This window comes from uncultured Pseudacidovorax sp. (genome assembly GCF_913773995.1).
Taxonomy (GTDB): domain Bacteria; phylum Pseudomonadota; class Gammaproteobacteria; order Burkholderiales; family Burkholderiaceae_C; genus Xenophilus.
The window spans coordinates 1-23,200 of record NZ_CAJYES010000188.1 but is presented as its reverse complement, the minus strand read 5'-3'; the positions used below and the strand labels follow the sequence as shown (position 1 = coordinate 23,200).

Genomic DNA, 23,200 nt, shown 5'->3' with positions numbered 1-23,200 from the left:
CAACGACGTGATCGCGCAGGTCTTCCACGAACCGCAGGGCGCGGGCACCAACGCACGCGAGCGGGCCATCGTGCAGGCCTCGATCACGCTGACGGCGACGCCGGCCGGCTTCGGCGCTGACGACATCGCGCCGCTGCGCGCCGCGGGCCTGTCGGACCTGGAGATCCTGGACCTGATCCATGCCATCGCCATCTTCGCCTGGGCCAACCGGCTGATGCTCAACCTGGGCGAGCCGGTGTACGGCGGCGAGGGTTGAGAACGCCCGGCTACCGTCAGGCCGCTTCGGCGAGCGGCTCGGGCACGTGGGCCGCGGCGATGCGCTGGCCGATCACCTCGACCAGGTGCCGCGCATCGTCCGCCACGCCCAGGAAGCGCCCAGAGCCCCAGGTGTTGAGCCAGGGCAGCCCGACGAAGTAGAGCCCCGGCTCGGCCGTCACGCCGCGGCGGAAGCGCGGATGGCCGCGGCCGTCGAAGACGGGCAGGTCGATCCACCGGTAGTCGGCACGGAAGCCGATGGCCCACACGATGGTGGTGATGCCGGCGGCCTGCAGGTCCAGCAGCGTCGGGTCGGCATCCGGCTCCCAGGCTTTCTGGAAGGGCGGCTCCACCGGCGCGTCGATGCCGGCCCGCGCGATGTAGGCGTCGATGTCGCGGCGGATGTTGCAGTACACCTCGTCGGCCTCGTCCAGGTTGCGCGTGAGGTCGGGGCGGAAGCTCACCTGCGCGCCATGGATGTCGGCCAGCGTGCCGTAGAGCCGCACGCCTTGCAGCGCGAAGCGGCGCAGGTCGATCTCGTGGCCGCCGTCGCGGCCGGTCATGTAGTGGTTGGTCTTGTGGCGGGCCTCGTCGCCCAGCGGATGGCGGTCCACCGTGAGCTTGTAGAAGCCCAGCTCGTGCAGCCATTCGGTGGATTCGCGGCCGCGGTACACGCGCGGCGAGCGCGGGGCCGAGCCCACGGCCAGGTGCACCTTGCGGCCGGCCAGGTGCAGGTCTTCCATGATCTGCACGCCGGACTGGCCGGAGCCCACCACCAGCACTTCGCCGGGGGGCAACTGGGCCGGGTTGCGGTAGTCCACCGAATGCAGCTGGGTGATGGCCGGCGGCAGGCTGTGGGCGCAGGCGGGCACGATGGGGATGTCGTAGCCACCCGTGGCCACCACCACATGGTCGGCCAGGCAGGTGCCGAGCGAGGTGCTCACTTCGAGCATGCCGTCCGCATGACGCCGCACGCCCTGCACCGACACGCCTTCGATGACCGGCGGGCGGGATTTGCGGGCGAAGGCCTCCAGGTAGGCCACGATCTCGTCGCGCAGCATGAAGCCCTTCGGGTCCGGCCCGTCGTAGGGAAAGTCGGGCAGCCGGCACTGCCAGTTGGGCGTAACCAGGCAGAAGCTGTCCCAGCGCTGGTCGCGCCAGGCATGGCCGATGCGGTGCTTTTCGAGCACGACGTGCGCGATGCCGGCCTGCTGCAGGTAGTGGCTGGTCGAGAGCCCGGCTTGGCCGCCGCCGATGACGACGACGGGGTAGTGCGGGGCGAGGGGCGAGGAAGCGGTCATGGGGTTCTCCGTGGATGAGGAAGCGGGCTCGGTCGCTCAGTCCGCCGGCCCGAAGGCCAGCACCTGCACCTGGGCGCCGGGCTGGCCGGCGTGGTGGGCCACGCGGGCCTCGATGTCGGCCAGTTGGTCGCTGGCCCGCGAGCAGGCGAAGCCGAACTTGGCGCGCACCCGGTCGTTGGCGATGCCGGTGGCCTCGCGCAGCTTCTGCATGAAGTCGTCGAGGGCATAGGCCTGGCCGGGCGCGAAGTAGTCCTGGATCACCAGCGAGGGCGAGTAGGCGGTGGTCTCGCTGGCGTCGGGCCAGCGCAGGGTGTAGGTCATGGCAGGCATGGGGTGGGGTCCTGGGAGGCGAGGGAAGAGGGGGTCGATGCCAGGCATTGGCGGTAGACCTGCAGATGGGCGCGGGCACTGCGGGCCCAGCTGTGGGTGTGGCAGACGGCGGGCGGCTGCGGCAGGCGGGGCTGGGTCCAGGCGCGGGCGAGGCCGAGCGCCACGCTGGCCTCGTCCTCCGGCTCGCACCAGCTCACGCCCGGGCTGCCGGCCAGGTGCTCGGTGAAGGGCGCCCGGCGCGAGACCAGCACCGGCGTACCGCAGGCCAGCGCCTCCAGCGCGACCAGGCCGAAGCCTTCGTTGAGCGAGGGCATGGCCAGCAGGCGGGCGCGGCGCATGAGGGCGGCGATGGCGGCGTCGGGCAGGGGGCCGGTGCGCCAGACCGGCCGGCCGGGGCCTTCGTCCAGGCCGATGTCGGCCAGCGCGGCTTGCCAGCGCTGCTGCTCGGCGCCGTGCTGCAGCAGGCTGGCGCCGCCGGCCACCAGCAGCCGTGCGCGGGCTGCCTGGGGCACCTCGCGGCGCAGCCGGGCGAAGGCGCGCAGCAGGCGTGTGCTGTTCTTGCGCGCTTCCACGCCACCCAGGGCCAGCAGCAGCGGCGCGTCGTCGAGGCCGGCGTCCGTCAGCGGCGACAGGGCGGCGGCATCCTCCGCCACGGGGCCGGGGCAAAAGCGCTGCAGGTCCACGCCATTGAAGACGCGGTGCGCGGGCGGTGCTTCGGGCCGGGCACGCAACTGGTCGAACCAGGTGTCGCTGACGCAGCAGACGGCCCGGGCGCGCTGCCAGGCCATGGCCTGCCAGGCATCCAGGCGTGGATCGGTGAAGTCGTCGAGGTGATGCACGGTGCGCAGCCAGGGCATGGCGGGCGGGCTCTGTGCCAGCGCGGCGCCGTTCAGGCTGTCCTGCACATGCAGCACATCGACGCCAGCCTGCGCCGCCGCCGCCGGCAGCGCTGCACGCAGTGCCCCGATGCGCTCGCCGACCTGGTCGGCCAGCAGCGTGCCGGTGGGGCGGGGCATGGGAATCGCATGCAGCCGCAGGCCCTCCCCCAGTGGGCGGAACAGCGACTGGCCCGGCTCCACCGGCGCGAAGACGGTCACCGTCACGCCCTGACGGGCCAGCGCGTTCGCCAGCTCCAGCGTGTGGATCACACCGCCGCGCGGCAGCACGCTGTGCATGGCCAGGCCGACGTGCAGGCCCTCGCGTGCCTGAGCGATCTGCTGGCGCTCAGGCATGGTGGCGCTCCTTCCCGGACTTGGTCGAAGCCGCAGCTGAGGCTGACGCCGATGTCGATGTCGATGTCGATGTCGATGTCGATGTCACCGGCCCGCCGAGGATGAAGCCCGACTCGGCCAAGTCCCACAGGCAGGCCTGCTCTGCGCCCAGGGCCACGTCCAGCCGCGTGCCGGCCTGCACCTCGCCGACGTCGGCACAGGCGATGCCGTGTTCTGCGAAGCGGGCCTGCACCTGGGCGGCCAGCGCCGGCCGCACGGCCAGCACGAACCCGAAGCTGGGAAAGGCGCTGAGCCAGCGCAACCGCGCGGCATGGGCGGCGTTGCTGTCCGCGTGCCAGTCGGGTCCGCCGTGGGTACGCGGGGGGCAGGGCAGGCGTGCCAGTTCGACACGCGCACCGCAGCCCGAGCATTCCAGCAGCATCAGCAGCGTGCCCAGCACGCCGGCCATGCTGATGTCCTTGCCGGCATCGACCAGCCCGGCCTCGGCCAGTTGCGGCAGCAACGTCAGGTCGGCCTGCAGGCGTGCCGCGGGTGCGTCGGTGCTGGCGTTCCAGAAGGGCGCGTCGCCCTGCCAGGCACCGCGCAGATCGGTGGCGACCAGCAGGCGGTCGTCGGTCCGCGCGGCAAAGCTGGAGATGAGCCGCTCGGCCCGGCCCAGCACCGCCACGGCCAGTTGCGCGCCGGCGCTGCGCAGGTTGGTGTGGCCGCCGACCAGCGGCACGCCGTACTGCGCGCAGGCGGCACGCATGCCGCGCAGCAGCTCGGCCGTGGTGGCCTCGTCGGTACTCCAGAGTGCATCGACGACGGCGGTGGGTCGGCCGCCCATCGCGGCCACGTCGCTCAGGTTGACCATCACGGCGCTGTAGCCGGCAAACCACGGCTGCTGCTGCACGAAGTCGGGCATCAGCCCTTCGATGGCCAGCAGCTGGTGGCCGCCGCCCGGCAGCGGCAGCACGGCGCAGTCGTCGCCGTTGGGGATGGTGGTGGGGGCGGCGGTCGGCGTGACCGCCGGGCCGCTCGCGGCGTTTGGCGCGTCGTCGTCCAGCGACTGCATCACGCGTGCGATATCGCGCTTGTGGGCAAAGCCCCGCCCGGCGCGCAGGGCGGTGAGCAACGGGGGCAGAAGCCGGGCGGGCTGATCGCTCCCTACCCGTTCGGGCTGATCGCTCCCCACCCGTTCGGGCTGAGCCTGTCGAAGCCCCGGCCGAGCGTTGTCCTGCCCTTCGACAGGCTCAGGGCGAACGGATCTGGAGTCAGGGCGAACGAATTCGGGGTCGTGGTTCCTGCTCATCCGCGGCTCCCCGCCAGCACGAAGCCAGCCTCCGGCGTGTGGCAGGGCGGGTACCGGCGCAGGTCGGCGCGCATCAGGGCGTGAGGCAGGCCGTGGAGGTCGGCCACGCCGTCCTGCCGCCAGTGCAGGCGCTGGAACAGCGGCACGTTCTGCATCTGCACATGGGCCAGGAACTCGCGGCAGCCGAGGGCATGGGCGCTGCTCACGGCCAGGCGGATCAGGCCGGTGCCCAGCTGCGCATTGCGGCGCCAGGGCGCGGCCACGGCCAGGCGCGAGCCCCACCAGGTGCCGGGCGCCTCCTCGTGGATGCGCACCGTGCCCACCACCTCGTCCGGCAGGCCGGCCAGCGTGGAGCAGGCCACCAGCGTGCGGGTGCCGGGCTGCGTGTCGATGGCATCGTGGTCGTCGCGGTCGAACAGGCGCTGCTCCACGCAGAACACCTGGAACCGCAAGGCCTGGGCCTCGCGCTGCATCCACGGGATGCTGGCCCACTGGATGCGGAAGGCGTTGTCGAGCCGCGGCACGGGCGGCGCGGGCATGAGCCAGGGTTGGGCTTCGACGAGGATCATGAGGAGGGCTCCAGCGGTGGGTTGGGCGGGGCGACGGGGTCGGGCGCGTTCGGCGTGTTCGGGCGTGGTCGGTCTGCCAGGAGGGCCGCACACCCGCCGCTCAGGCCGCCTCGGCCAGGGGCGTGGCCGCGTCCTCGAACACCGACAGCGTCGAGCAGGCGGCGCACTTGCCGCACCCGGCCTTGATGTCGGCCGCGCGCAGGCCGGCCTGGCGCACCATCGCGCCCAGCGGCTCCAGCACGGAGCGCATGAAGTCCGCGCCGGGCGGGGCATGGTCTTCCAGTGGCGTGCCGCTGATGGGCACGAAGGGCACGACGAAGGGATACACGCCCAGCGCCAGCAGCCGCTCGCTGGTGGCCAGCAGGGTCTGCGCGCTGTCGCCCAGACCGGCCAGCAGGTAGGTGCTGACCTGGCCGCGGCCGAAGACGGCCACGGCGGCCTCGAAGGCTTCCCAGTAGCGGGCCATGGGCACCTCGGCCTTGCCGGGCAGGATCTGCTGGCGCAGGTCCTCGCCCACCACCTCGATGTGCATGCCCAGCGTGTCGACGCCTGCGTCCTTCAGGCGCTGGAACCAGGCGTCGGTGTCGGGCGGCTCGCACTGGGCCTGGATGGGCAGGTCGACCGCGGCCTTCACGGCAGCGGCGCTGTCGCACAGCACCTGCGCGCCGCGGTCGCGGGTGGGCGGCGTGCCGGTGGTCATCACCATGTGGCGCACGCCATCGAGCTCGACGGCGGCTTTGGCCACCTCGGCCAGTTGCGCGGGCGTCTTGTGGGCGATGGTGCGGCCGGCCGCCAGCGACTGGCCGATGGCGCAGAAGCGGCAGGCCTTGCGCCGGCTCTCGTAGCGGATGCAGGTCTGCAGCACGGTGGTGGCCAGCACGTCGGTGCCGTGCAGCGTGGCGATCTGCTGGTAGGGAATGCCGTCGGCCGTCTGCCGGCCGTAGAAGCGCGGTGCGCGCGGAAAGCTCAGTTGCGCGATCGGGATGGTGCCGTGGCGCAGGGTGGCGCGGCCCTGCGCATCGGGCGTGCCGGCGACGAAGGGCGAGTCGAAGGCGCCATGCGTGTGCACCGGCACCATCAGCGTCACGCCGTCCACCGTCACGGCCTTGTGGTCCGAGGGGCCGGCCCCACCGCGGCGGCTGGCGGCGCCCGCCTGCGGCGCTTCGAGCCGCAGGCCGCGGGTCTGCAGTTCGGTCATCAGCTGTCTTGTCTGCGGATTCATGCGGCCTCCGGGGGCAGTGGAATGTCGTCGGACAGAAGAGCCGGCTCGCCGGCGGCCAGTGGCCGGGTCGTGGCGGCGGCATCGCGACGGATGGCCAGCGACAGCAGTTCGGGGCGCGCGTAGTGGCCCACCGAATCCATCATGCGTTTGCGCTTGTCGATCAGCGCCAGGTCCAGGTCGGCCACCACCAGGCCCTCGCCTTCGGTCAGCGGCTCGGCCAGGTACTTGCCTTCGGGCGAGACGATGGCGCTGTGGCAGCCGCCGCGCAACGCGCCCTGCAGCGCCTCGTCGGGCATCAGCCGGCGCACCTGCTCGTCGTGCAGCCAGCCGGTGGCGTTGATCACGAAGCAGCCCGACTCCAGCGCGTGGTGGCGGATGGTCACGCCCATCTGCTCGGCAAAGATGGGCCCCACCAGCGAGCCCGGGAACTGGGCGCAGTGGATCTGTTCGTGGTCCGCCATCAGCGCATAGCGGGCCAGCGGGTTGTAGTGCTCCCAGCAGGCAAGGGCGCCGACGCGGCCCACGGCCGTGTCCACGGCCTTCAGGCCGCTGCCGTCGCCCTGGCCCCAGACCATGCGCTCGTGGTAGGTGGGCGTGATCTTGCGGCGCTTGAGCACCAGGCGGCCGTCGGCATCGAAGACCAGCTGCGTGTTGTAGAGGCTGCCGTGGTCGCGCTCGTTCACCCCCAGCACCACCACCATGCCGGCCTGCCGCGCGGCGGCGGCCACGGCCTCGGTCATGGGGCCGGGCACGGTGGGTGCACGCTTCATCAGCAGCAGGTGGTCCGCGCCCTGGCGCGCCGGCGGCTGCACGAAGGAGAAGTAGGGGTAGTAGGGCACGAAGGTCTCGGGGAAGACGATCAGCTCCACGCCCTGGCGGGCCGCCTCGTGCACCGTCTCCAGCACGCGGGCCAGGGTGCCGCCTTCGCTGTCCAGGTCGGGCGCGATCTGCGCGGCGGCGGCGCGCACGGTCTTCTTCTTCGGCAGGGCCATGGCGTGCTCCGGCGCGGCGCTCAGAGCGTCCAGGTGTCGAGGATGAAGGCGCCCTGCTTGCGGTGCAGCAGCACGACGTCGAGCACGTCCAGCGGGTTGATGGGGCGGATGCCTTCGATCAGCGCGCCCTCGCCGTGGCCGTACAGCGCCTGCAGCGCGAAGCGGCAGGCGTAGACCTTGCCGCCTTCGGCGATGAACTTGGTGATCTGCTCGTTGAAGTTCTGGTGGCCCGGAAAGGCCGAGTCGCCCAGCTTGGGAAAGCCGCGCTTGACGCCCAGCGTCACGCCGGGGCCGTAGAGCAGGATCGAGGTCTCGAAGCCCTTGCGCTGCAGCCGCGTGGCCTGCAGCAGGTTCACGAAGCCGATGGAGCCTTCGAAGGCCACGGTATGGAAGGTCACCAGGGCCTTCTCGCCGGGCTCGGCCTTGACGTCTTCGAAGACCTTCTCTTCGTAGTCGACCAGGAAGTCGCCCTTCTGGGCTGCGGGATGGGTCACTTGGGGCATGGGCACCTCGGTTGCGGTTGGCGGTGGATCGGGTGGGGCCGCGGCGCGACGCCTTTCGAGAAAGGCCGCATCGCGCTGTGGTGCCAGCCTCTTTGCGAGGAACGGGCCGCCGGCCGGGCGGCCTGGCCGATCAATGGCCGATCAAGCCAATGGGCATGCGCGCATGCGGCCGACGGCAGCCTGGCATGGCGCTGCCAGCCCGCCCGGCCCGATGCACCAGCGCGCCGCAGGCCGATGCAATCAATGCATCCGATCAATGGCATGGCGCACCAAAACAAGCACCCGCAGTGGCCGCACGGCGGGGGCGTATTGCGCTCTACTCGGAGCTTTCCGAGCGCCTGAAAGCCATTCCTCCATGCCCTTCTCGCACTGGGCCGCGCGGCTGAGACACAGCGAACTTCCGGCCTATCAGCTCATTCCCGACCTGCTCGCGGAGGACCTCCAGCGCGGTCGCCTCGCACCGCGTGACCGGCTGCCGCCGCTGCGCGATCTGGCCCAGCAGCTGGGGCTGAACTACACGACCGTGGTGCGTGGCTTTGCGCAGGCGCGCGAGCGTGGGCTCATCGCCTCGCGTCCGGGGCTGGGCTCCTATGTGCGCGGCTCCTTCATCGGCCTGCCGCTGCGCGGCGGCACCGGCGCCGAGATGACGATGAACATGCCGCCGGAGCTGAACGACCATCCCGTGGGTCAGCAGTTGCAGGACGAGGCCGCCGCCTTCGTCGCCGCCACGCCGGTGGCCGAGCTGATGCGCTACCAGGACTTCGGGGGCACTCCGCGCGACCGCGAGGCAGCGGCGCATTGGCTGCGCCAGTGGGTGGGTCACGCCCGCGCCGAACACACGCTGGTGGCGCCGGGCATCCACAGCGTGTTGCTGGCGCTGCTGAGCCTGCTGGTGCGGCCCGGCCAGAGCCTCGCGGTGGAGTCGCTGCTGTACCCGGGGCTCAAGGCCATCGCCGCGCAGCTCGGCACGCAGCTGCAGCCGCTGCAGTGCGACGAGGAAGGCATCGTGCCGCAGTCCTTCGAGACGCTGTGCAAGAGCGCGTCCATCGGCGCGCTGTACCTGTGCCCCAACCTGCACAACCCGACCACCGCCACGCTGTCGCTGGGCCGTCGCGAGGCTCTGGCGGACATCGCCGCCCACCACAGCGTGCCCATCATCGAGGACGACGCCTACGGCATGCTGGCCCCGGCCGTGCCGCCACCGCTGGCGGACTTCGCGCCGGCGCTCACCTACTACGTCAGCGGCACTTCCAAGTGGCTGGGCGCGGGCCTGCGCAATGCCTTCGTGCTGGCGCCCACCGATGCGGCCACGCAGCGCCTGGCGGGTGCACTGCGTGCCACGACGGTGATGGCCTCGCCGCTGACCACCGGCCTGGTCACGCACTGGCTGGGCTCAGGTCTCGCGGCGCAGGCGCTGGACGCCATGCGCGCCGAATGCAGCTGGCGCAGCGCGTTGGCCCGGGAACTCCTGGGCGACCTGGGCCTGCGCACGCATCCGCAGGGCTTCCATGCCTGGCTGCCGCTCGATGGTGAGGAAGAGGGCGGGACGGGTGGCCGCTGCGTGAGCGCCGAGCTGGCGCAGCAGCTGCAGCAGATGGGCGTGGCAGCGGTGGCGAGCCAGGCCTTTTCCACCGACCGCATGCCGCCCGAGGCGCTGCGCCTGTGCCTGGGCGGGCCCCTCACGCGCGATGACTGCGGTCGGGCGTTGCGGGCGGTGCGTGACGCGGTGCTCGGCTGCCGCGCGGCCTGATCAGGGAATCAGCTCAACGCCGGCGCAGCCAGCGCGACCACCAGGGCGCGGGGCGGTTGCGCTCGTCAAAGGGGCGGGTGTCGAGCTTGCCGAACAGCGAGGCCGCTTCGCCGAAGCGCTGCCGCAGCGAGGACGGGCTGTGGGCGTCGGGCTCAGGCGTAGCCGCGGTGAGGTGCGCCGGCTCGGCCGGGCGGCCTTCGAGGCGGGCATCATCCAGGGTGGCCATGCGGGGGTTCGGACCGGGAACAGAGGAAGCGGAATCGGGCGTATCGGTCAATGCGGCGCAGTACAAGGGGAGGCGGGCTCCCTGAGGGGCCTGAGCGGCATGCGTCCTGGCGAAAGGACCAGCCCGGAGGCTGCGGATGCCGGAAGTCGGGAACGCGGAACGCTTGTGGAACGAAAGGCGCAGACCGTTGAAGGCCATGACGCGCAGTCGTTGGTGCCGGAGGCCGGAATCGAACCGGCACGCCTTGCGGCGGGGGATTTTGAGTCCCCTGCGTCTACCAATTTCACCACTCCGGCACGAAGCGTCGAGACAGCCCAAAATTATGGCACAGTGCCTCAGCACACCGCTTCGGTGCCGCGGGCTTTTACGCAAGAACCATGACCCATTCCTATCCGACGATCGAAGACGCGATCGGCAAGACGCCGCTGGTGGCCCTGCAACGCATCGAGGCCGCTGCCAATGCCGCCCGCGGCAACGTGGTGCTGGGCAAGCTCGAGGGCAACAACCCGGCCGGTTCGGTGAAGGACCGGCCGGCCCTGTCGATGATCCGGCGCGCGGAGGAGCGCGGCGAGATCAAGCCCGGCGACACGCTGATCGAGGCCACTTCGGGCAACACCGGCATCGCGCTGGCCATGGCGGCGGCCATCAAGGGCTACCGCATGGTGCTGATCATGCCGGAGGACCTCTCCATCGAACGCGCGCAGACCATGAAGGCCTTCGGCGCCGAACTCGTGCTCACCCCCAAGAGCGGCGGCATGGAATACGCCCGTGACCTGGCCGACCAGATGGTCGCGCAGGGCAAGGGCCGGGTGCTCGACCAGTTCGCCAACGCCGACAACCCGCGCATCCACTACGAGACCACGGGCCCCGAGCTCTGGGAGCAGACGGGCGGGCGCATCACCCATTTCGTCAGTGCCATGGGCACCACCGGCACCATCACTGGTGTGTCGCGCTTCCTCAAGGAGAAGAACCCGGCGATCCAGATCGTCGGGGCGCAGCCGGCGGAGGGTTCCCGCATCCCGGGCATCCGCAAGTGGCCGCAGGAATACCTGCCCAAGATCTTCGACCCCACGCGCGTGGACCAGGTGGTCAACGTCAGCCAGGACAGTGCAGAGGAAATGGCCCGCCGCCTGGCGCGCGAGGAGGGAATCTTCGGGGGCATCTCGGCCGCCGGCGCGCTGTGGGTGGCACTGGAGATCGCCCGCACGGTGGAGAACGCGACCATCGTCTTCATCGTCTGCGACCGCGGCGACCGCTATCTTTCCACCGGCGTGTTCCCGGCCTGAGCACCGCCCTGGCCCCGTCCCCACGACCACCACAACGACGACATCGGAGACCCGCCCTTGAACCACCTGCCCAAGTTCTGCCAGGCCTGCGCCACGCCGCTCGAATGGATCGAGATGATGGAAGACGGCGGCCCCAAGGCCCGCCTGCGCTGCCCGGCCTGTGGCCACACCCACTGGAACAACCCGACGCCGGTGCTGGCCGCCATTGTCGAATACAACGGTCAGGTGCTTCTGGCGCGCAATGCGGCCTGGCCGCCGAAGATGTTTGCGCTGATCACCGGCTTCATGGAGGCCGGCGAAACGCCCACCGAGGGCATCGCGCGCGAGGTCAAGGAAGAGACTAACCTCGACGTCCTGAGCTGCGACCTCGTGGGTGCCTACGATTTCCAGCGCATGAACCAGGTCATCATCGCTTACCACGTGGTGGCCGAGGGCGAGGTGAAGCTCTCGCCCGAGCTGGTGGACTGGCGCCTTTATGACCTGGCCGACCTCAAGTGCTGGCCCGCCGGCACCGGCTATGCGCTGGCCGACTGGCTGCGCACGCGCGGCCACGAGCCGGTGTTCTTCACCGCCCAAGAGAACGAGGAGCGCCGCCGCGGGCTGTCCACCTGAACCGCGCCGCGCAAAAGAGAGCCATGACCGACATCGCCATCGACAAGGAAATCGACACCCGCGGGCTGAATTGCCCGCTGCCCATCCTCAAGGCCAAGAAGGCGCTGAACGACATGGCCAGCGGCCAGTTGCTGAAGGTGGTGGCCACCGATCCGGGCTCCACCCGCGACTTCCAGGCCTTCGCACGCCAGACCGGCCATGGGTTGGTGTCGCAGGAGACGGTGGGCGCGGAGTTCGTCCACGTACTCCGGCGACGCTGAGAGGGCGTAAGCCGCCAAAAGCAGAAAGGGGCCGCGAGGCCCCTTTCGTTCTTCATCTCAGGATGGTGCCGCTCAGAGCTCCAGGCTCTTGAGGTAATCCTTGAAGTAGCTGCCGACCTCCGGGTGCGCCAGGGCCAGTTCGACCGTGGCCTGCAGGAAGCCTTCCTTGCTGCCGCAGTCGTAGCGCACGCCCTTGTACGAATAGGCGTAGACGCTTTCCTTCTTCATCAGCGAGGCGATGCCGTCGGTCAGCTGGATCTCCCCACCGGCGCCCTTGGGCTGGCGGCGGATTTCCTCGAACACGCCAGGGGTCAGCACATAGCGGCCGGCCACGCCCAGGCGCGAAGGTGCGTTCTCGGGCGAGGGCTTCTCGACCATGGCGCGCACCTGCGTGAGGCCGTCGCCCATCGGGTCGCCGGCCACGATGCCGTAGCGCTTGACCTGATCCAGCGGCACCTCCTGCACCGCCAGCACCGAGCCGCCGAGGTTGTTGTAGGTGCGCACCATCTGCGACAGCACGCCTTCGCCGCCCTGCGGGCCGACCATCAGGTCGTCCGCCAGCAGCACGGCGAAGGGCTCGTCGCCCACCAGATGCTCGGCGCACAGCACCGCATGACCCAGGCCCAACATGCGCGGCTGGCGCACGTAGGAGCAGGTCATGTCCTCGGGCGCCACCGATCGGGCGATGCGCAACAGGGCGTTCTTGCCGCTGGCTTCGAGCTGACTTTCCAGCTCGTAGGCGGTGTCGTAATGGTCTTCGATCGCGCGCTTGTTGCGGCCCGTCACGAAGATCATGTCACGGATGCCAGCGGCGTAGGCTTCCTCGACCGCGTACTGGATCAGCGGCTTGTCCACCACCGGCAGCATTTCCTTGGGCTGCGCCTTGGTGGCGGGCAGGAAGCGGGTACCAAAGCCGGCCACGGGGAAAACGGCCTTGCGGATGCGTCTGGAGGTGGGCATGCGGATGTGCGGAAGAGTTGAGATTCTTTAACCGGTCAATGCTAATGCAGGCGAATGAACGCAGCTTCAACCGAGACGCGCGAGTTGTTCCTGCAATCGTGTCAGCGAAGCGCCGAAATCGGCCATGCGCTGGCGTTCCTGCGCGATGACGTTCGGCGGCGCCTTGGCCACGAAGGCCTCGTTGCCCAGCTTGCCCTGCGCCTTGGCGATCTCGCCCTGGATGCGGGCGATTTCCTTGCCCAGGCGCACACGCTCGGCGGCCACGTCGATCTCGACATGCAAGGCCAGGCGCGCTTCGCCCACCAATGCGACGGGCGCGGCTTGCGCGGCGGCGGTCCAGGCGGACTCATCATCGAAAACCTTGACCTCGCTCAACTTGGCCAGGGCCTGGAGCACCGGCGCGGCCTGGCGCACGAAGTCGGCATCGCCCACGACGTACAACGGCAGCCGCTGGGCGGGCGAGACGTTCATCTCGCCGCGCAGCGTGCGGCAGGAGGCCACCAGCGCCTTGAGCTTGGCCACATGCGCCTCGGCGGCCTCGTCGATCTTCTCGGGTTGGGCGACGGGGTAGGCGGCGACCATGATCGACGCACCCTCGCGTCCCGCGACGGGCGCGACCTTCTGCCACAGCTCCTCGGTGATGAAGGGAATGATCGGGTGCGCCAGGCGCAGCAGGGTCTCCAGCGTGCGGATCAGCGTGCGGCGGGTGGCGCGCTGCTCGGCCTCGCCGCCGGTCTGGATCTGCACCTTGGCGATTTCCAGGTACCAGTCGCAGAACTCGTCCCAGGCGAACTGGTAGATGGCGTTGGCGACGTTGTCCAGACGGTATTCGGCAAAGCCTTGCGCCACCTCCTGCTCCACACGCTGCAGTTGCGAGGCGATCCAGCGGTCGGCCTGGCTGAAGCGCATGTAGCCGTCGGCCTTACCACCCGGGGCGCAGTCGGCCTTGGTGTGCTCCATCAGGCCGCAGTCCTGCCCTTCGCAGTTCATCAGCACGAAGCGGGTGGCGTTCCAGAGCTTGTTGCAGAAGTTGCGGTAGCCCTCGCAGCGCTTGCTGTCGAAGTTGATGCTGCGGCCCAGCGAGGCCAGCGCCGCGAAGGTGAAGCGCAGCGCATCGGCACCGTAGGCGGGGATGCCTTCGGGAAATTCCTTTTGCGTGTTCTTGCGCACCTGCGGTGCGGTCTCGGGCTTGCGAAGGCCCTGGGTGCGCTTGTCCAGCAGCGGCTCCAGCGCGATGCCGTCGATCAGGTCCACCGGATCGAGCACGTTGCCTTCGGACTTGCTCATCTTCTTGCCCTGCGCATCGCGCACCAGGCCGTGGATGTAGACATGCTTGAAGGGCACGCGACCGGTGAAGTGCGTGGTCATCATGATCATCCGGGCGACCCAGAAGAAGATGATGTCGTAGCCGGTCACCAGCACGGTGGAGGGCAGGTAGAGGTCGTAGTCCTTGAGGGCGTCGTTGTTGTCCAGCGCTTCGGGCCAGCCGAGCGAGGAGAAGGGCACCAGCGCCGACGAATACCAGGTGTCCAGCACGTCCTCGTCACGCTTGAGCGTCTTGCCGGGTGCCTGCTTCTGCGCCTCTTCCTCGTTGCGGGCCACGTAGACGTGGCCATCCTCGTCGTACCAGGCGGGAATCTGGTGGCCCCACCACAGCTGGCGGCTGATGCACCAGTCCTGGATGTTGTTCATCCACTGGTTGTAGGTGTTGACCCAGTTCTCGGGCACGAAGCGCACCTGGCCGGACTGCACCGCGTCGATGGCCTTCTGGGCGATGCTCTTGCCGGTCGGGTCCTGCTCGCTCACCTTGGTCATGGCGACGAACCACTGGTCCGTCAGCATGGGCTCGACCACCTGGCCGGTGCGGGCGCAGCGCGGCACCATCAGCCTGTGCTTCCTGGTCTCGACCAGGGCGCCTGCGGCCTCCAGGTCGGCCACGATCTTCTTGCGGGCGGCGAAGCGGTCCAGGCCGCGGTAGGCCTCGGGTGCGTTGTCGTTGATCTTCGCGTCCAGCGTCAGCACGCCGATGATGGCCAGGCCATGGCGCTGGCCCACCGCATAGTCGTTGTGGTCGTGCGCGGGCGTGACCTTGACCACGCCGGTGCCAAACTCACGATCCACGTAGTCGTCGGCAATGATGGGGATCAGCCGGTCCACCAGTGGCAGGCGCACCTGCTTGCCGATGAGGGCGGTGTAGCGCTCGTCTTCGGGGTGGACCATCACGGCCACGTCGCCCAGCATGGTCTCGGGCCGGGTGGTGGCCACCGTCAGGCTGCCGCTGCCGTCTTCGAGCGGGTAGGCGATGTGCCACAGGAAGCCTTCTTCCTCCTCGCTCTCCACCTCCAGGTCGGAGACGGCGGACATCAGCACCGGGTCCCAGTTCACGAGCCGCTTGCCGCGGTAGATCAGGCCCTGCTCGTACAGCCGCACGAAGGTGTCGGTCACCACCTTGGACAGCTTGTCGTCCATGGTGAAGTACTCGCGGCTCCAGTCCACCGTGTCGCCCATGCGGCGCATCTGCTCGGTGATGGTGTTGCCGGACTGCTGTTTCCACTCCCACACGCGGGCGACGAAGTTCTTGCGGCCCAGGTCGTGGCGGCTCTGGCCGTGGCCCTGCAGCTGGCGCTCCACCACGATCTGCGTGGCGATGCCGGCATGGTCGGTGCCCGGCACCCACAGCGTGTTCGCGCCCGCCATGCGGTGGTAGCGCGTCAGGCTGTCCATGATGGTCTGGTTGAAGGCATGGCCCATGTGCAGCGTGCCCGTGACGTTGGGCGGCGGCAGCTGGATGGCGAAGGAGGGCGCGCCGGCCTGCGGCGCCTGCGTGCCGCGGAAGCCCGCCTTCGCATAGCCGCGGCGCTCCCACTCTGGGCCCCACTGGGCCTCGATGGCGGCGGGTTCGAAGGACTTGGCGAGGCTCTGGAGGCCGGGTTGCAGGGGGGTGTCGCTCATGGGCGGATGGAGTCAGGGCCAGCCGGCGGGGGCCGGCAGGCCGTGGGGGTTCGAAGACGGGAAACGGGCAATTTTACGGGGCGGCTTCTGCAGCTCCGGGTCTTCCATAATTCCCCGATGCTCTTCCTGCTCTCGCCCGCCAAGTCGCTCGATTACGAAGCGCCCGTTCCCGAAGACCTGCCCGCCACCCAGCCCGTGTTCGAAGGCGCCCGCAGCCCCGCTGCCGAGCTGATCGGCCTGCTGCGCCAGAAGTCGCCGCAGCAGGTGGCCGAGCTGATGCACCTGTCGGACAAGCTGGCTGCCCTCAATGCCGCCCGCTACGAGGCCTGGGCCCCCAAAGGCACCGCCAAGAACGCCCGCCAGGCCGCGCTGGCCTTCGACGGCGACGTCTATGGCGGCCTGGACGCACGCAGCCTGAGCGCCGCGCAGCTCGACTGGGCGCAGGACCATGTGGTGATCCTCAGCGGCCTGTACGGCGTGCTGCGTCCGCTGGACCGGCTGCAGCCCTACCGCCTGGAGATGGGGACGGCCCTGGCCAACCCCCGCGGCAAGGATTTGTATGCCTTCTGGGGCGACCGCATCGCGACCTGGCTCAACGAGCGCCTGGCCGCGGACCGCACGCCGGTGGTGGTCAACCTGGCGTCGCAGGAATATTTCAAGTCCGTCGACCAGAAGGCGCTCAAGGCCCGCGTCGTCGAGTGCGTGTTCCAGGAGCGCAAGGGCGACGACTACAAGATCGTGAGCTTCTATGCCAAGCGCGCCCGCGGCCTGATGGCGCGCTGGGCCATCCTGCACAAGGCGGGGACGCCCCGCCGGCTGGAGGCCTTCGACCTCGAAGGCTATGCCTTCGCGCCCGAGGTCTCGCAGCCGGACCGGCTGGTGTTCCGTCGCGGCTGAGCCTTCGGCCGTTATCCTGACACCTCGTCTTCAGCAGAAGCCCGGGAGCCCTCGCGCCATGCAAGCCATCACCCCCGAACTCCGGCAGTGGATCCAGTCGCAACTGGCTGCCGGCCATTCCGTCGCCACGCTGCGCGCTTCCATGCACGCGGCCGGCTGGCGCGACGATGCGACCGACATGGCGCTGGCCGAACTGGAGCGCGGCGCCCCGGCCGAGCCGCCGCCCCGGCGCACCGAGATGCCCGAGCCCCGGCTCGACGGCGATCCGCTCTACCTCGACGCCGGCGACCGCCGCGTGCAGGTGATGCAGACGCTGGCCCAGCCGCGCGTGGTGGTCTTCGGCGAGTTGCTCAGCGACGAGGACTGCGAGGGGTTGATCGAGGCGGCCCGCGCCCGCCTGGCCCGCTCGCTCACGGTGGAGACCAAGACGGGCGGCGAGGCGGTCAATGCCGACCGCACCAGCGACGGCATGTTCTTCCAGCGTGGCGAAAGCGAGCTGGTCAGCCGCATCGAGGCCCGCATCGCCCGGCTGCTGAACTGGCCGGTGGAGCGCGGCGAAGGGCTGCAGATCCTGCGCTACTCGCCCGGCGCCCAGTACCGGCCGCACTACGACTACTTCGACCCCGGCGAGCCCGGCACGCCCACCATCCTGCGCCGCGGCGGCCAGCGCGTGGGTACGCTGGTGATGTACCTGCAGGAGCCCGAGCGCGGCGGCGCCACCACCTTCCCCGACATCGGCCTGGCCGTGGCGCCGGTGCGTGGCACGGGGGTCTTCTTCTCCTACGACCGGCCGCACCCGGCCACCAAGACGCTGCATGGTGGCGCACCGGTGGAGGCGGGTGAGAAATGGGTGGCCACCAAATGGCTGCGCGAAGGCGAGTTCAAGTGAGCGGAGCGGCACCGCGATGACCGCCGGCACTGCGCGCGCCAACGGCATCGACATCGCGTTCGAGGACAGCGGCGGCAACGGGCCGGTGGTGCTGCTGGTCATGGGGCTGGGCATGCAGCTCATCGCCTGGCCGGCCGCGCTGGTCGATGCGCTCACCGGCGCCGGCTACCGTGTGCTGCGCCACGACAACCGGGACACGGGCCTGTCCACTCACCTGCACGCCGCCGAGCGCAGCAACATGATGTGGCAGGCCCTGCGCATGCGCATGGGCCTGGCGCTGGATGTGCCCTACGGCCTGCAGGACATGGCGGGCGACGCGCTGGGGCTGCTCGATGCGCTGGGCATCGCCCAGGCCCATGTGCTGGGTGTGTCCATGGGCGGCATGATCGTCCAGCGGATGGCGGCTACGGCGCCAGACCGGGTGCTCAGCCTCACCAGCGTCATGAGCAGCAGTGGGGCGCGGCACCTGCCGGGGCCCCGCGCCGAGGTGGCCGCCGCCATGCTGCGCCGGCCGCCCCGCCGCAGCGCGGGCGAGGATGCCCTGGTGGACCACAGCGTCGGCCTGCTGCGCCTGATCGAGAGCCCCGCGTATCGGCAGGACGAGGCCGTGCTCCGCGATCAGGTGCGTACCGCGCTGCGCCGCGACTACGACCCGGCCGGCACCCAGCGTCAGCTGCTGGCCATCTGGGCCGACACCGAACGGCCCGCACTGCTGTCCCGCATCGCCTGCCCTACGCTGGTGCTGCACGGCGAGGCCGACCCCCTGCTGCCCATCGAATGCGGCCGCGATACCGCGCGGCGCATTCCCGGGGCGCGCTTCGTCGGCATTCCGGGCATGGGCCACGACTGGCCGCCGGGCGTCTCGGCCCAGCTGGCCGCGCATGTCCTTCCCTTTCTTCAGGACGCCGAGCCCCGCCGACAATCGGCGGCATGAGTCTGGACAACACCCCCGAGCAGTCGCAGCTGGGCCGGGCCTCGGCCTATGTCGACCGCTACGACCCCTCGCTGCTCTTCCCCCTGCCGCGCGCCCTGCAGCGCGAGGAGATGGGCATCGACACCCAGCGGCTGCCTTTCTTCGGCGCCGACCTGTGGACCGCCTTCGAGCTGTCGTGGCTCAACCCGCGCGGCAAACCTCAGCTGGCCATCGCGCACTTCACGGTGCCCTGCGAGACGCCCAACATCATCGAGAGCAAGTCCTTCAAGCTCTACCTCAACAGCTTCAACAGCAGCACCTTTGCCGACGCTGAGGCGGTGCGCGAACGCCTGCGCACCGACCTGGGCGAAGCCGTTTGGCGCGGCAGCGAGCGCAGCGGCAGCGTGGGCGTCAGGCTGCTGGCACCGGCCCAGTTCGATGCCGAGCGGGTGGAGGAGCTGTCAGGCCTGGACCTCGACCGCCTGGACGTGGACTGCACCGACTACGAACCCAGACCCGAGCTGCTGCGCACCGTGCCGGGCGAGCCTGCGGTCAACGAGACGCTCACCAGCCGCCTGCTCAAGAGCAACTGCCGCGTCACCGGCCAGCCCGACTGGGGCAGCGTGCAGATCAGCTACAGCGGCCCGCCCCTCGACCAGGAAGGGTTGCTGCGCTACATCGTGAGCTTTCGCAATCACAACGAATTCCACGAGCCCTGCGCCGAGCGCATATTCACGGACATCTGGCGCCGTTGCGCCCCCACGCGGCTGGCCGTGTACTGCCGCTACACGCGCCGCGGCGGGCTGGACATCAATCCCTTCCGCACCAGCTGGCCGCAAGCGCTGCCGCCGAATATCCGCACCGCCCGGCAGTGAGCCGGCGCGCCGGCCGGCAATGGGGCTCCGGGGACGCGCCGTCGGCATGCTCCTACAGCCCGGGCGGACGGCGGCGCGCATACTGCGCCACCGGCCGCCGACCCCGGCGCGGCCTTCCATCCAGACACAACGCGCGAGGACATTCCGCTTGAACGTGCTCATCGTCGACGACAACGTCTCCGCGGCCGAACTGCTGCAGGAACTGATCGTCCTGCAGGACCACCAGGCCCGCTGTGCGCACACGGCGCAGGAGGCCATCGATGCCTTCTCGCAGGACAGCTATGACGTCGCGCTGGTCGACCTCACGCTGCCGGACCGCCCTGGCACCGAGGTGGCGCAGCACCTGCGCAGCAACGCTGGCGACCGCCCGCTGCTGCTGGTGGCCATCTCCGGCTACGGCGCCGGCGATGCGACGGGCGCCCAGGCCGTGCCCTATTTCGACCATTACCTGCAAAAGCCGATCGACTTCGACGCGCTCGACCGGCTGCTGGCGCGACCGGCTTCCGCATGAAGGCCTCTCCCAGCGCCCGCAGCTGGATCGCCGCCGGCGTCCGGCATGAACTCCTGATGCGTGCGCTGCCCGCCCTCCGTCACGAGATGGCCGGGCCGGTGTCCCTGTTGCGGATGACGCTGCTGATGCTCAAGCGCCAGGCCGGGGCCGATCCGGTGGACGGCAGCGCCTGCGTGCAGCGGGTGGACCAGGCCAGCGACCAGCTGGCCATGCTGGTCGATTCGGTGCGCGCCTTGCGCGATTGGGAGCTGGCCACCACCGATGAGGGGCTGGCCCGCAGCGAGCTGGTGCGCCAGTGCGCCGGCCTCATGCGTGCAGCCTTCGATCTCAATGGGCTCTCGCTGGAGATCGACGAGCGCATCGACACCGATGCGCAGAACGAAGAGCGCTGGCCGGACGGTGCAGCCCTGCGCTACCTGCTGCTGGGCGCGCTGGGCCACCTGCATGACCAGACCGAGGAGCCGGTGCTGGTGCGCATCGAACCCGGCGACGAGCCCCATCTGGTGCGGGTGCGCGTCGCGCCCAAGCCCGACGGCCGTGAGGATGCGGAGCTGATGCAGCACCGCGCCCCCCGCAGCCTCGCCATCGACGCCGTCTGCCTGCAGAACCTGGCCGACGACCTGGGCCGCACCATCACGATCGGGCGCGACGAGGTCGTGCTGTCGCTGAAAGCCGCTTGAGCTGACGCGCCTCGCGCGCCAGCGTCAGGCGGTGGCGGCGCAGGAAGTCCATCAGCCGCCCCTCCGCCGCCAGCAGGCCACGCCGGGTGCGCGCCGTGCCGAGGCCGTCCCACACCTTCGACATCGCCTCGGCATCCGCCGAGAGTTTGCCGCCCAGCTCCAGCACCGCGGGATGGATGTAGGCCTTGCGGCAGACCGCGGGCGTGTTCCCGAGCTGCTTGGCCACGGCGGCCAGGATCTCCTTGGCGCGGATGCGCAGGCCGGTTGATTCCTCCACGTGACGGTCGCAGGCCAGGCGGGTGAGTTCCAGCGCCTGCACCGAGCCGTGCCAGGTGCGGAAGTCCTTGGCCGTGAACTCGCCACCGGTCGCTTCGCGCAGGTAGTCGTTGACGTCCCCCGAACTCACGTGGCGCTGCTCGCCGTCCTCGTCGATGTACTGGAAGAGGGCCTGGCCGGGCAGCTGCTGGCACTGCCGCACCACGCGCGCCACGCGCTTGTCGCCCACTTCGGCCTCGTGCATGACGCCGCTCTTGCCGCGAAAGCGCAGTGTGAGCCGGCCGCCGGTGGACTGCAGGTGGCGGTTGCGCAGCGTGGTCAGGCCGAAGGACTTGTTGGTGCGCGCGTATTCCTCGTTGCCGACGCGCAGGTAGGTGGTGTCGAGCAGCCGCACGATGGCGGCCAGCACCGCCGCCCGTGAGGGCCTGCCGCGCGCTTTGTTCAGGTCGCGCTGCACCCGCGCGCGGATGCGCGGCAGGGCCTGGCCGAACTGTTCCAGTCGCTCGAACTTGACCTCGTCCTTCAGCAGTCGCCAGTCCGGGTGGTAGCGGTATTGCCGCCGGCCGCGCGCATCCAGCCCCGTCGCCTGCAGATGGCCATTGGCCAACGGGCAGATCCACACCTGCTCGTAGGCGGGCGGAATCGCCAGCTTGCGGATGCGCGCGATCTCGTCATCGTCGCGGAGCCAGCGGCCGTCCGCGGCGCGGTAGCGAAAGTTCTGGCCGTCGCGCACGCGCTCGATGCCGGGCATCTCGCTGGAGACATAGACGAGGCCGTTGCCGATGGGCGTGGGCGCGGGCACGGCAGCCGTTTCGGTGTGGGATGAGGCGGTGGCGTCGAGCATGGTTCAGGCTTTGTGCCTGCAAGCTGCCATGGCACACGGTGCCCCGTTGTAGGACGCCCGGCGGGGCCCCGGTGCGCCGAGTTGTCGGCCCGCAGTCGGCCGAGTTCAGAACAGCGAGGCGGTGACCGGCCCCGGAGGCGCGGCCGGCTTGCTGGCGCTGCCGCTTCGGCGCACGGGCGCCTGGGCCTCGGCGCTGCCCGCCTTCACCAATGCACCCACCCGCACGCCGATCAGGCGCAGGGGCTTCTCCAGCGGCACGCGCTTGAGGGCCAGGCCGGCGGTGCGGCGGATCAGCTTGGCATCGGCGGTGTACAGCTCCAGCGACTGGTCACGGGTGGCGATCTTGAAATCGGCATAGCGCAGCTTGACGCCGATGGTGCGGCCCACGTAGCCCTTGCGCTGCAGGTCCTCGGCCACCTTCTCGCACAGGCGGGTGAAGATGGCGCCGAGCTCGGCCCGGTCGCGCACGGCGTGCAGGTCGCGCTCGAAGGTGGTCTCGCGGCTCATGGAGACGGGCTCGCTCTCAGTCTCCACCGGCCGGTCGTCGCGGCCCCAGGCCACCTCGTGCAGCCACGCGCCGTAGGCCTTGCCGAAGTGCTGGACGAGCCAGGCCCGCTCGCACTTGGCCAGGTCGCCGATGGTGTGCAGGCCCAGGCGCGTCATCTTGGCCTCGGCCTTGGGCCCGATGCCGTTGACCTTGCGCACCGGCAGCGGCCAGATGCGGTCGGCCAGTTCGTGTTCGTAGAGCACGGTGATGCCGTTCGGCTTGTCGAATTCGCTGGCCATCTTGGCCAGCAGCTTGTTGGGCGCCACGCCGATGGAGCAGGTCAGGCCCGTGGTGTCGAAGATGGACTTCTGGATCAGCCGCGCCAACACCCGCCCGCCCTCGCGCTGGCCACCGGGCACGTCGGTGAAGTCGATGTAGACCTCGTCGACGCCACGGTCCTGCATCACGGGGGCGATGTCGGTCACGATCTTCTTGAAGGCGCGCGAATAGCGGCGGTATTCGTCGAAGTCGGTGGGCAGCATCAGCGCCTGCGGGCACAGCTTGGCGGCCTTCATCATGCCCATGGCCGAGCCGATGCCGAACTGCCGGGCCGGATAGGTGGCGGTGGTGATGACCCCGCGGCCCACGTAATCGGCCAGGCGCGGAAAGGCGGCGATGGGGATGCGGTCCAGCGGCGTGTCGGGCGGCAGGCCGCCGATGACCTCTTCCAGCCGGCGCCGGCCACCACCCACCACCACCGGCAGGCCCTTGAGCTGCGGATAGCGCAACAGCTCGACGGAGGCGAAGAAGGCGTCCATGTCGAGGTGGGCGATGCGGCGGATGGGGGTGGAACTCACCCACGGATTGTCGGCAAGCCGGCGCGCCTTCGCCGGTGGGATCTGACTCGACCCCAGGCGTCGAAGGCGGCACCGGGCAGACGCCCGCGTCAGCGTGGCGCCTGGGCCACCACGGGTTCGGAGCGCTCCGACCATCCGCCGCCGAGAGTGCGATAGAAGGTCACCAGGTTGGTCATGTGCGAGAGCTCCGTGCCGATGAGGTTCTGCTGGGCGGCGTAGAGCGACAGCTG

General features: G+C 70.2%; 24 protein-coding genes and 1 tRNA gene. 11 read left to right on the top strand and 14 right to left on the bottom strand.

The annotated features are described in order from the left end of the window. The coding region (locus QZ772_RS17430) for a peroxidase-related enzyme (RefSeq protein WP_295528878.1) at window positions 1–256 on the top strand (256 nt) is incomplete at its 5' end. A gap of 16 nt (window positions 257–272) precedes the next feature. On the opposite strand, the gene QZ772_RS17425 is transcribed toward QZ772_RS17430, so the two are convergent. From QZ772_RS17425 to QZ772_RS17390, 8 genes are all read right to left on the bottom strand, one after another. After that, entirely contained in the window at window positions 273–1,556 is a 1,284-nt protein-coding gene (locus tag QZ772_RS17425; RefSeq protein WP_295528876.1) for an MSMEG_0569 family flavin-dependent oxidoreductase, read from the bottom strand. A gap of 36 nt (window positions 1,557–1,592) precedes the next feature. Next, window positions 1,593–1,886: an MSMEG_0570 family nitrogen starvation response protein gene (locus QZ772_RS17420; protein WP_295528874.1), complete on the bottom strand. Its 294-nt coding sequence runs from the start codon at window positions 1,884–1,886 to the stop codon at window positions 1,593–1,595. Beyond that, window positions 1,874–3,118, bottom strand: coding sequence for an MSMEG_0565 family glycosyltransferase (locus QZ772_RS17415; RefSeq protein WP_295528872.1), 1,245 nt, complete (start codon window positions 3,116–3,118; stop codon window positions 1,874–1,876). Before QZ772_RS17415 ends, QZ772_RS17420 begins: the two co-directional genes overlap by 13 nt. After that, a complete protein-coding gene (locus tag QZ772_RS17410; RefSeq protein WP_295528870.1) occupies window positions 3,111–4,232 on the bottom strand; it encodes a sll0787 family AIR synthase-like protein in 1,122 nt (373 codons plus the stop codon). Before QZ772_RS17410 ends, QZ772_RS17415 begins: the two co-directional genes overlap by 8 nt. 173 nt (window positions 4,233–4,405) lie before the next feature. Next, the gene (locus QZ772_RS17405) at window positions 4,406–4,948 is read right to left on the bottom strand and encodes an MSMEG_0567/Sll0786 family nitrogen starvation N-acetyltransferase (RefSeq protein WP_295528886.1); all 543 of its coding nucleotides are present in this window, start codon (window positions 4,946–4,948) and stop codon (window positions 4,406–4,408) included. A 130-nt stretch (window positions 4,949–5,078) separates the two neighbouring features. Then, window positions 5,079–6,176 carry an MSMEG_0568 family radical SAM protein gene (locus QZ772_RS17400; RefSeq protein ID WP_295528884.1) on the bottom strand — a complete coding sequence of 366 codons (1,098 nt, stop codon included), beginning with the start codon at window positions 6,174–6,176 and terminating at the stop codon, window positions 5,079–5,081. Window positions 6,177–6,196: 20 nt separating this feature from the next. Further along, window positions 6,197–7,192 (bottom strand): Nit6803 family nitrilase, encoded by a 996-nt coding sequence (locus QZ772_RS17395; protein WP_295528868.1) that lies wholly within the window; start codon window positions 7,190–7,192, stop codon window positions 6,197–6,199. A gap of 20 nt (window positions 7,193–7,212) precedes the next feature. Next, window positions 7,213–7,695 carry an MSMEG_0572/Sll0783 family nitrogen starvation response protein gene (locus QZ772_RS17390; protein ID WP_017761953.1) on the bottom strand — a complete coding sequence of 161 codons (483 nt, stop codon included), beginning with the start codon at window positions 7,693–7,695 and terminating at the stop codon, window positions 7,213–7,215. A gap of 355 nt (window positions 7,696–8,050) precedes the next feature. Between QZ772_RS17390 and QZ772_RS17385 the strand changes: the two genes are divergently transcribed. Beyond that, on the top strand, window positions 8,051–9,445 hold the full coding sequence (locus QZ772_RS17385; RefSeq protein WP_295528866.1) for a PLP-dependent aminotransferase family protein: 1,395 nt from the start codon (window positions 8,051–8,053) through the stop codon (window positions 9,443–9,445). Window positions 9,446–9,458: 13 nt separating this feature from the next. Here QZ772_RS17385 and QZ772_RS17380 read toward each other — a convergent pair whose 3' ends face one another. Further along, a complete protein-coding gene (locus QZ772_RS17380) occupies window positions 9,459–9,671 on the bottom strand; it encodes a hypothetical protein (protein ID WP_295528864.1) in 213 nt (70 codons plus the stop codon). Window positions 9,672–9,882: 211 nt separating this feature from the next. After that, window positions 9,883–9,967 (bottom strand) — tRNA-Leu (locus tag QZ772_RS17375). Between the two features lie 81 nt (window positions 9,968–10,048). Between QZ772_RS17375 and cysM the strand changes: the two genes are divergently transcribed. The 3 genes from cysM to QZ772_RS17360 are packed head-to-tail and all read left to right on the top strand — an operon-like array spanning window position 10,049 to window position 11,829. Beyond that, window positions 10,049–10,957: a cysteine synthase CysM gene (gene cysM / locus QZ772_RS17370; protein WP_295528862.1), complete on the top strand. Its 909-nt coding sequence runs from the start codon at window positions 10,049–10,051 to the stop codon at window positions 10,955–10,957. A 57-nt stretch (window positions 10,958–11,014) separates the two neighbouring features. Further along, a complete protein-coding gene (locus tag QZ772_RS17365; protein ID WP_295528860.1) occupies window positions 11,015–11,569 on the top strand; it encodes an NUDIX domain-containing protein in 555 nt (184 codons plus the stop codon). A gap of 32 nt (window positions 11,570–11,601) precedes the next feature. Beyond that, window positions 11,602–11,829: a sulfurtransferase TusA family protein gene (locus QZ772_RS17360; RefSeq protein ID WP_295528882.1), complete on the top strand. Its 228-nt coding sequence runs from the start codon at window positions 11,602–11,604 to the stop codon at window positions 11,827–11,829. A 72-nt stretch (window positions 11,830–11,901) separates the two neighbouring features. Here QZ772_RS17360 and galU read toward each other — a convergent pair whose 3' ends face one another. Together galU and QZ772_RS17350 are read right to left on the bottom strand one after the other, a co-directional pair. Further along, a complete protein-coding gene (galU, locus tag QZ772_RS17355; protein WP_295528858.1) occupies window positions 11,902–12,789 on the bottom strand; it encodes a UTP--glucose-1-phosphate uridylyltransferase GalU in 888 nt (295 codons plus the stop codon). A 66-nt stretch (window positions 12,790–12,855) separates the two neighbouring features. Next, entirely contained in the window at window positions 12,856–15,741 is a 2,886-nt protein-coding gene (locus QZ772_RS17350) for a valine--tRNA ligase (RefSeq protein ID WP_295528856.1), read from the bottom strand. A 117-nt stretch (window positions 15,742–15,858) separates the two neighbouring features. Here QZ772_RS17350 and yaaA point away from each other — a divergent pair, with 117 nt between their 5' ends. From yaaA to QZ772_RS17320, 6 genes are all read left to right on the top strand, one after another. After that, window positions 15,859–16,638: a peroxide stress protein YaaA gene (gene yaaA / locus QZ772_RS17345; protein ID WP_295528854.1), complete on the top strand. Its 780-nt coding sequence runs from the start codon at window positions 15,859–15,861 to the stop codon at window positions 16,636–16,638. 58 nt (window positions 16,639–16,696) lie between these two features. Then, window positions 16,697–17,527 (top strand): 2OG-Fe(II) oxygenase, encoded by an 831-nt coding sequence (locus QZ772_RS17340; RefSeq protein WP_295528852.1) that lies wholly within the window; start codon window positions 16,697–16,699, stop codon window positions 17,525–17,527. Between the two features lie 16 nt (window positions 17,528–17,543). Continuing rightward, the gene (locus tag QZ772_RS17335) at window positions 17,544–18,461 is read left to right on the top strand and encodes an alpha/beta fold hydrolase (RefSeq protein WP_295528850.1); all 918 of its coding nucleotides are present in this window, start codon (window positions 17,544–17,546) and stop codon (window positions 18,459–18,461) included. Beyond that, complete coding sequence (queF, locus tag QZ772_RS17330; RefSeq protein ID WP_295528848.1) at window positions 18,458–19,315, top strand: NADPH-dependent 7-cyano-7-deazaguanine reductase QueF; 858 nt, start codon at window positions 18,458–18,460, stop codon at window positions 19,313–19,315. The genes QZ772_RS17335 and queF overlap by 4 nt, the downstream gene beginning before the upstream one ends. Before the next feature lie 154 nt (window positions 19,316–19,469). After that, window positions 19,470–19,826 (top strand): response regulator, encoded by a 357-nt coding sequence (locus QZ772_RS17325; protein WP_295381199.1) that lies wholly within the window; start codon window positions 19,470–19,472, stop codon window positions 19,824–19,826. Further along, window positions 19,823–20,506: a hypothetical protein gene (locus QZ772_RS17320; RefSeq protein WP_295528847.1), complete on the top strand. Its 684-nt coding sequence runs from the start codon at window positions 19,823–19,825 to the stop codon at window positions 20,504–20,506. The genes QZ772_RS17325 and QZ772_RS17320 overlap by 4 nt, the downstream gene beginning before the upstream one ends. On the opposite strand, the gene QZ772_RS17315 is transcribed toward QZ772_RS17320, so the two are convergent. After that, the gene (locus QZ772_RS17315; RefSeq protein WP_295528844.1) at window positions 20,460–21,626 is read right to left on the bottom strand and encodes a DNA topoisomerase IB; all 1,167 of its coding nucleotides are present in this window, start codon (window positions 21,624–21,626) and stop codon (window positions 20,460–20,462) included. The two genes, QZ772_RS17320 and QZ772_RS17315, sit on opposite strands and share 47 nt — an antisense overlap. A 105-nt stretch (window positions 21,627–21,731) precedes the next feature. Then, a complete protein-coding gene (gene dinB / locus QZ772_RS17310) occupies window positions 21,732–22,931 on the bottom strand; it encodes a DNA polymerase IV (protein ID WP_295528880.1) in 1,200 nt (399 codons plus the stop codon). Between the last annotated feature and the right edge of the window lie 269 nt (window positions 22,932–23,200).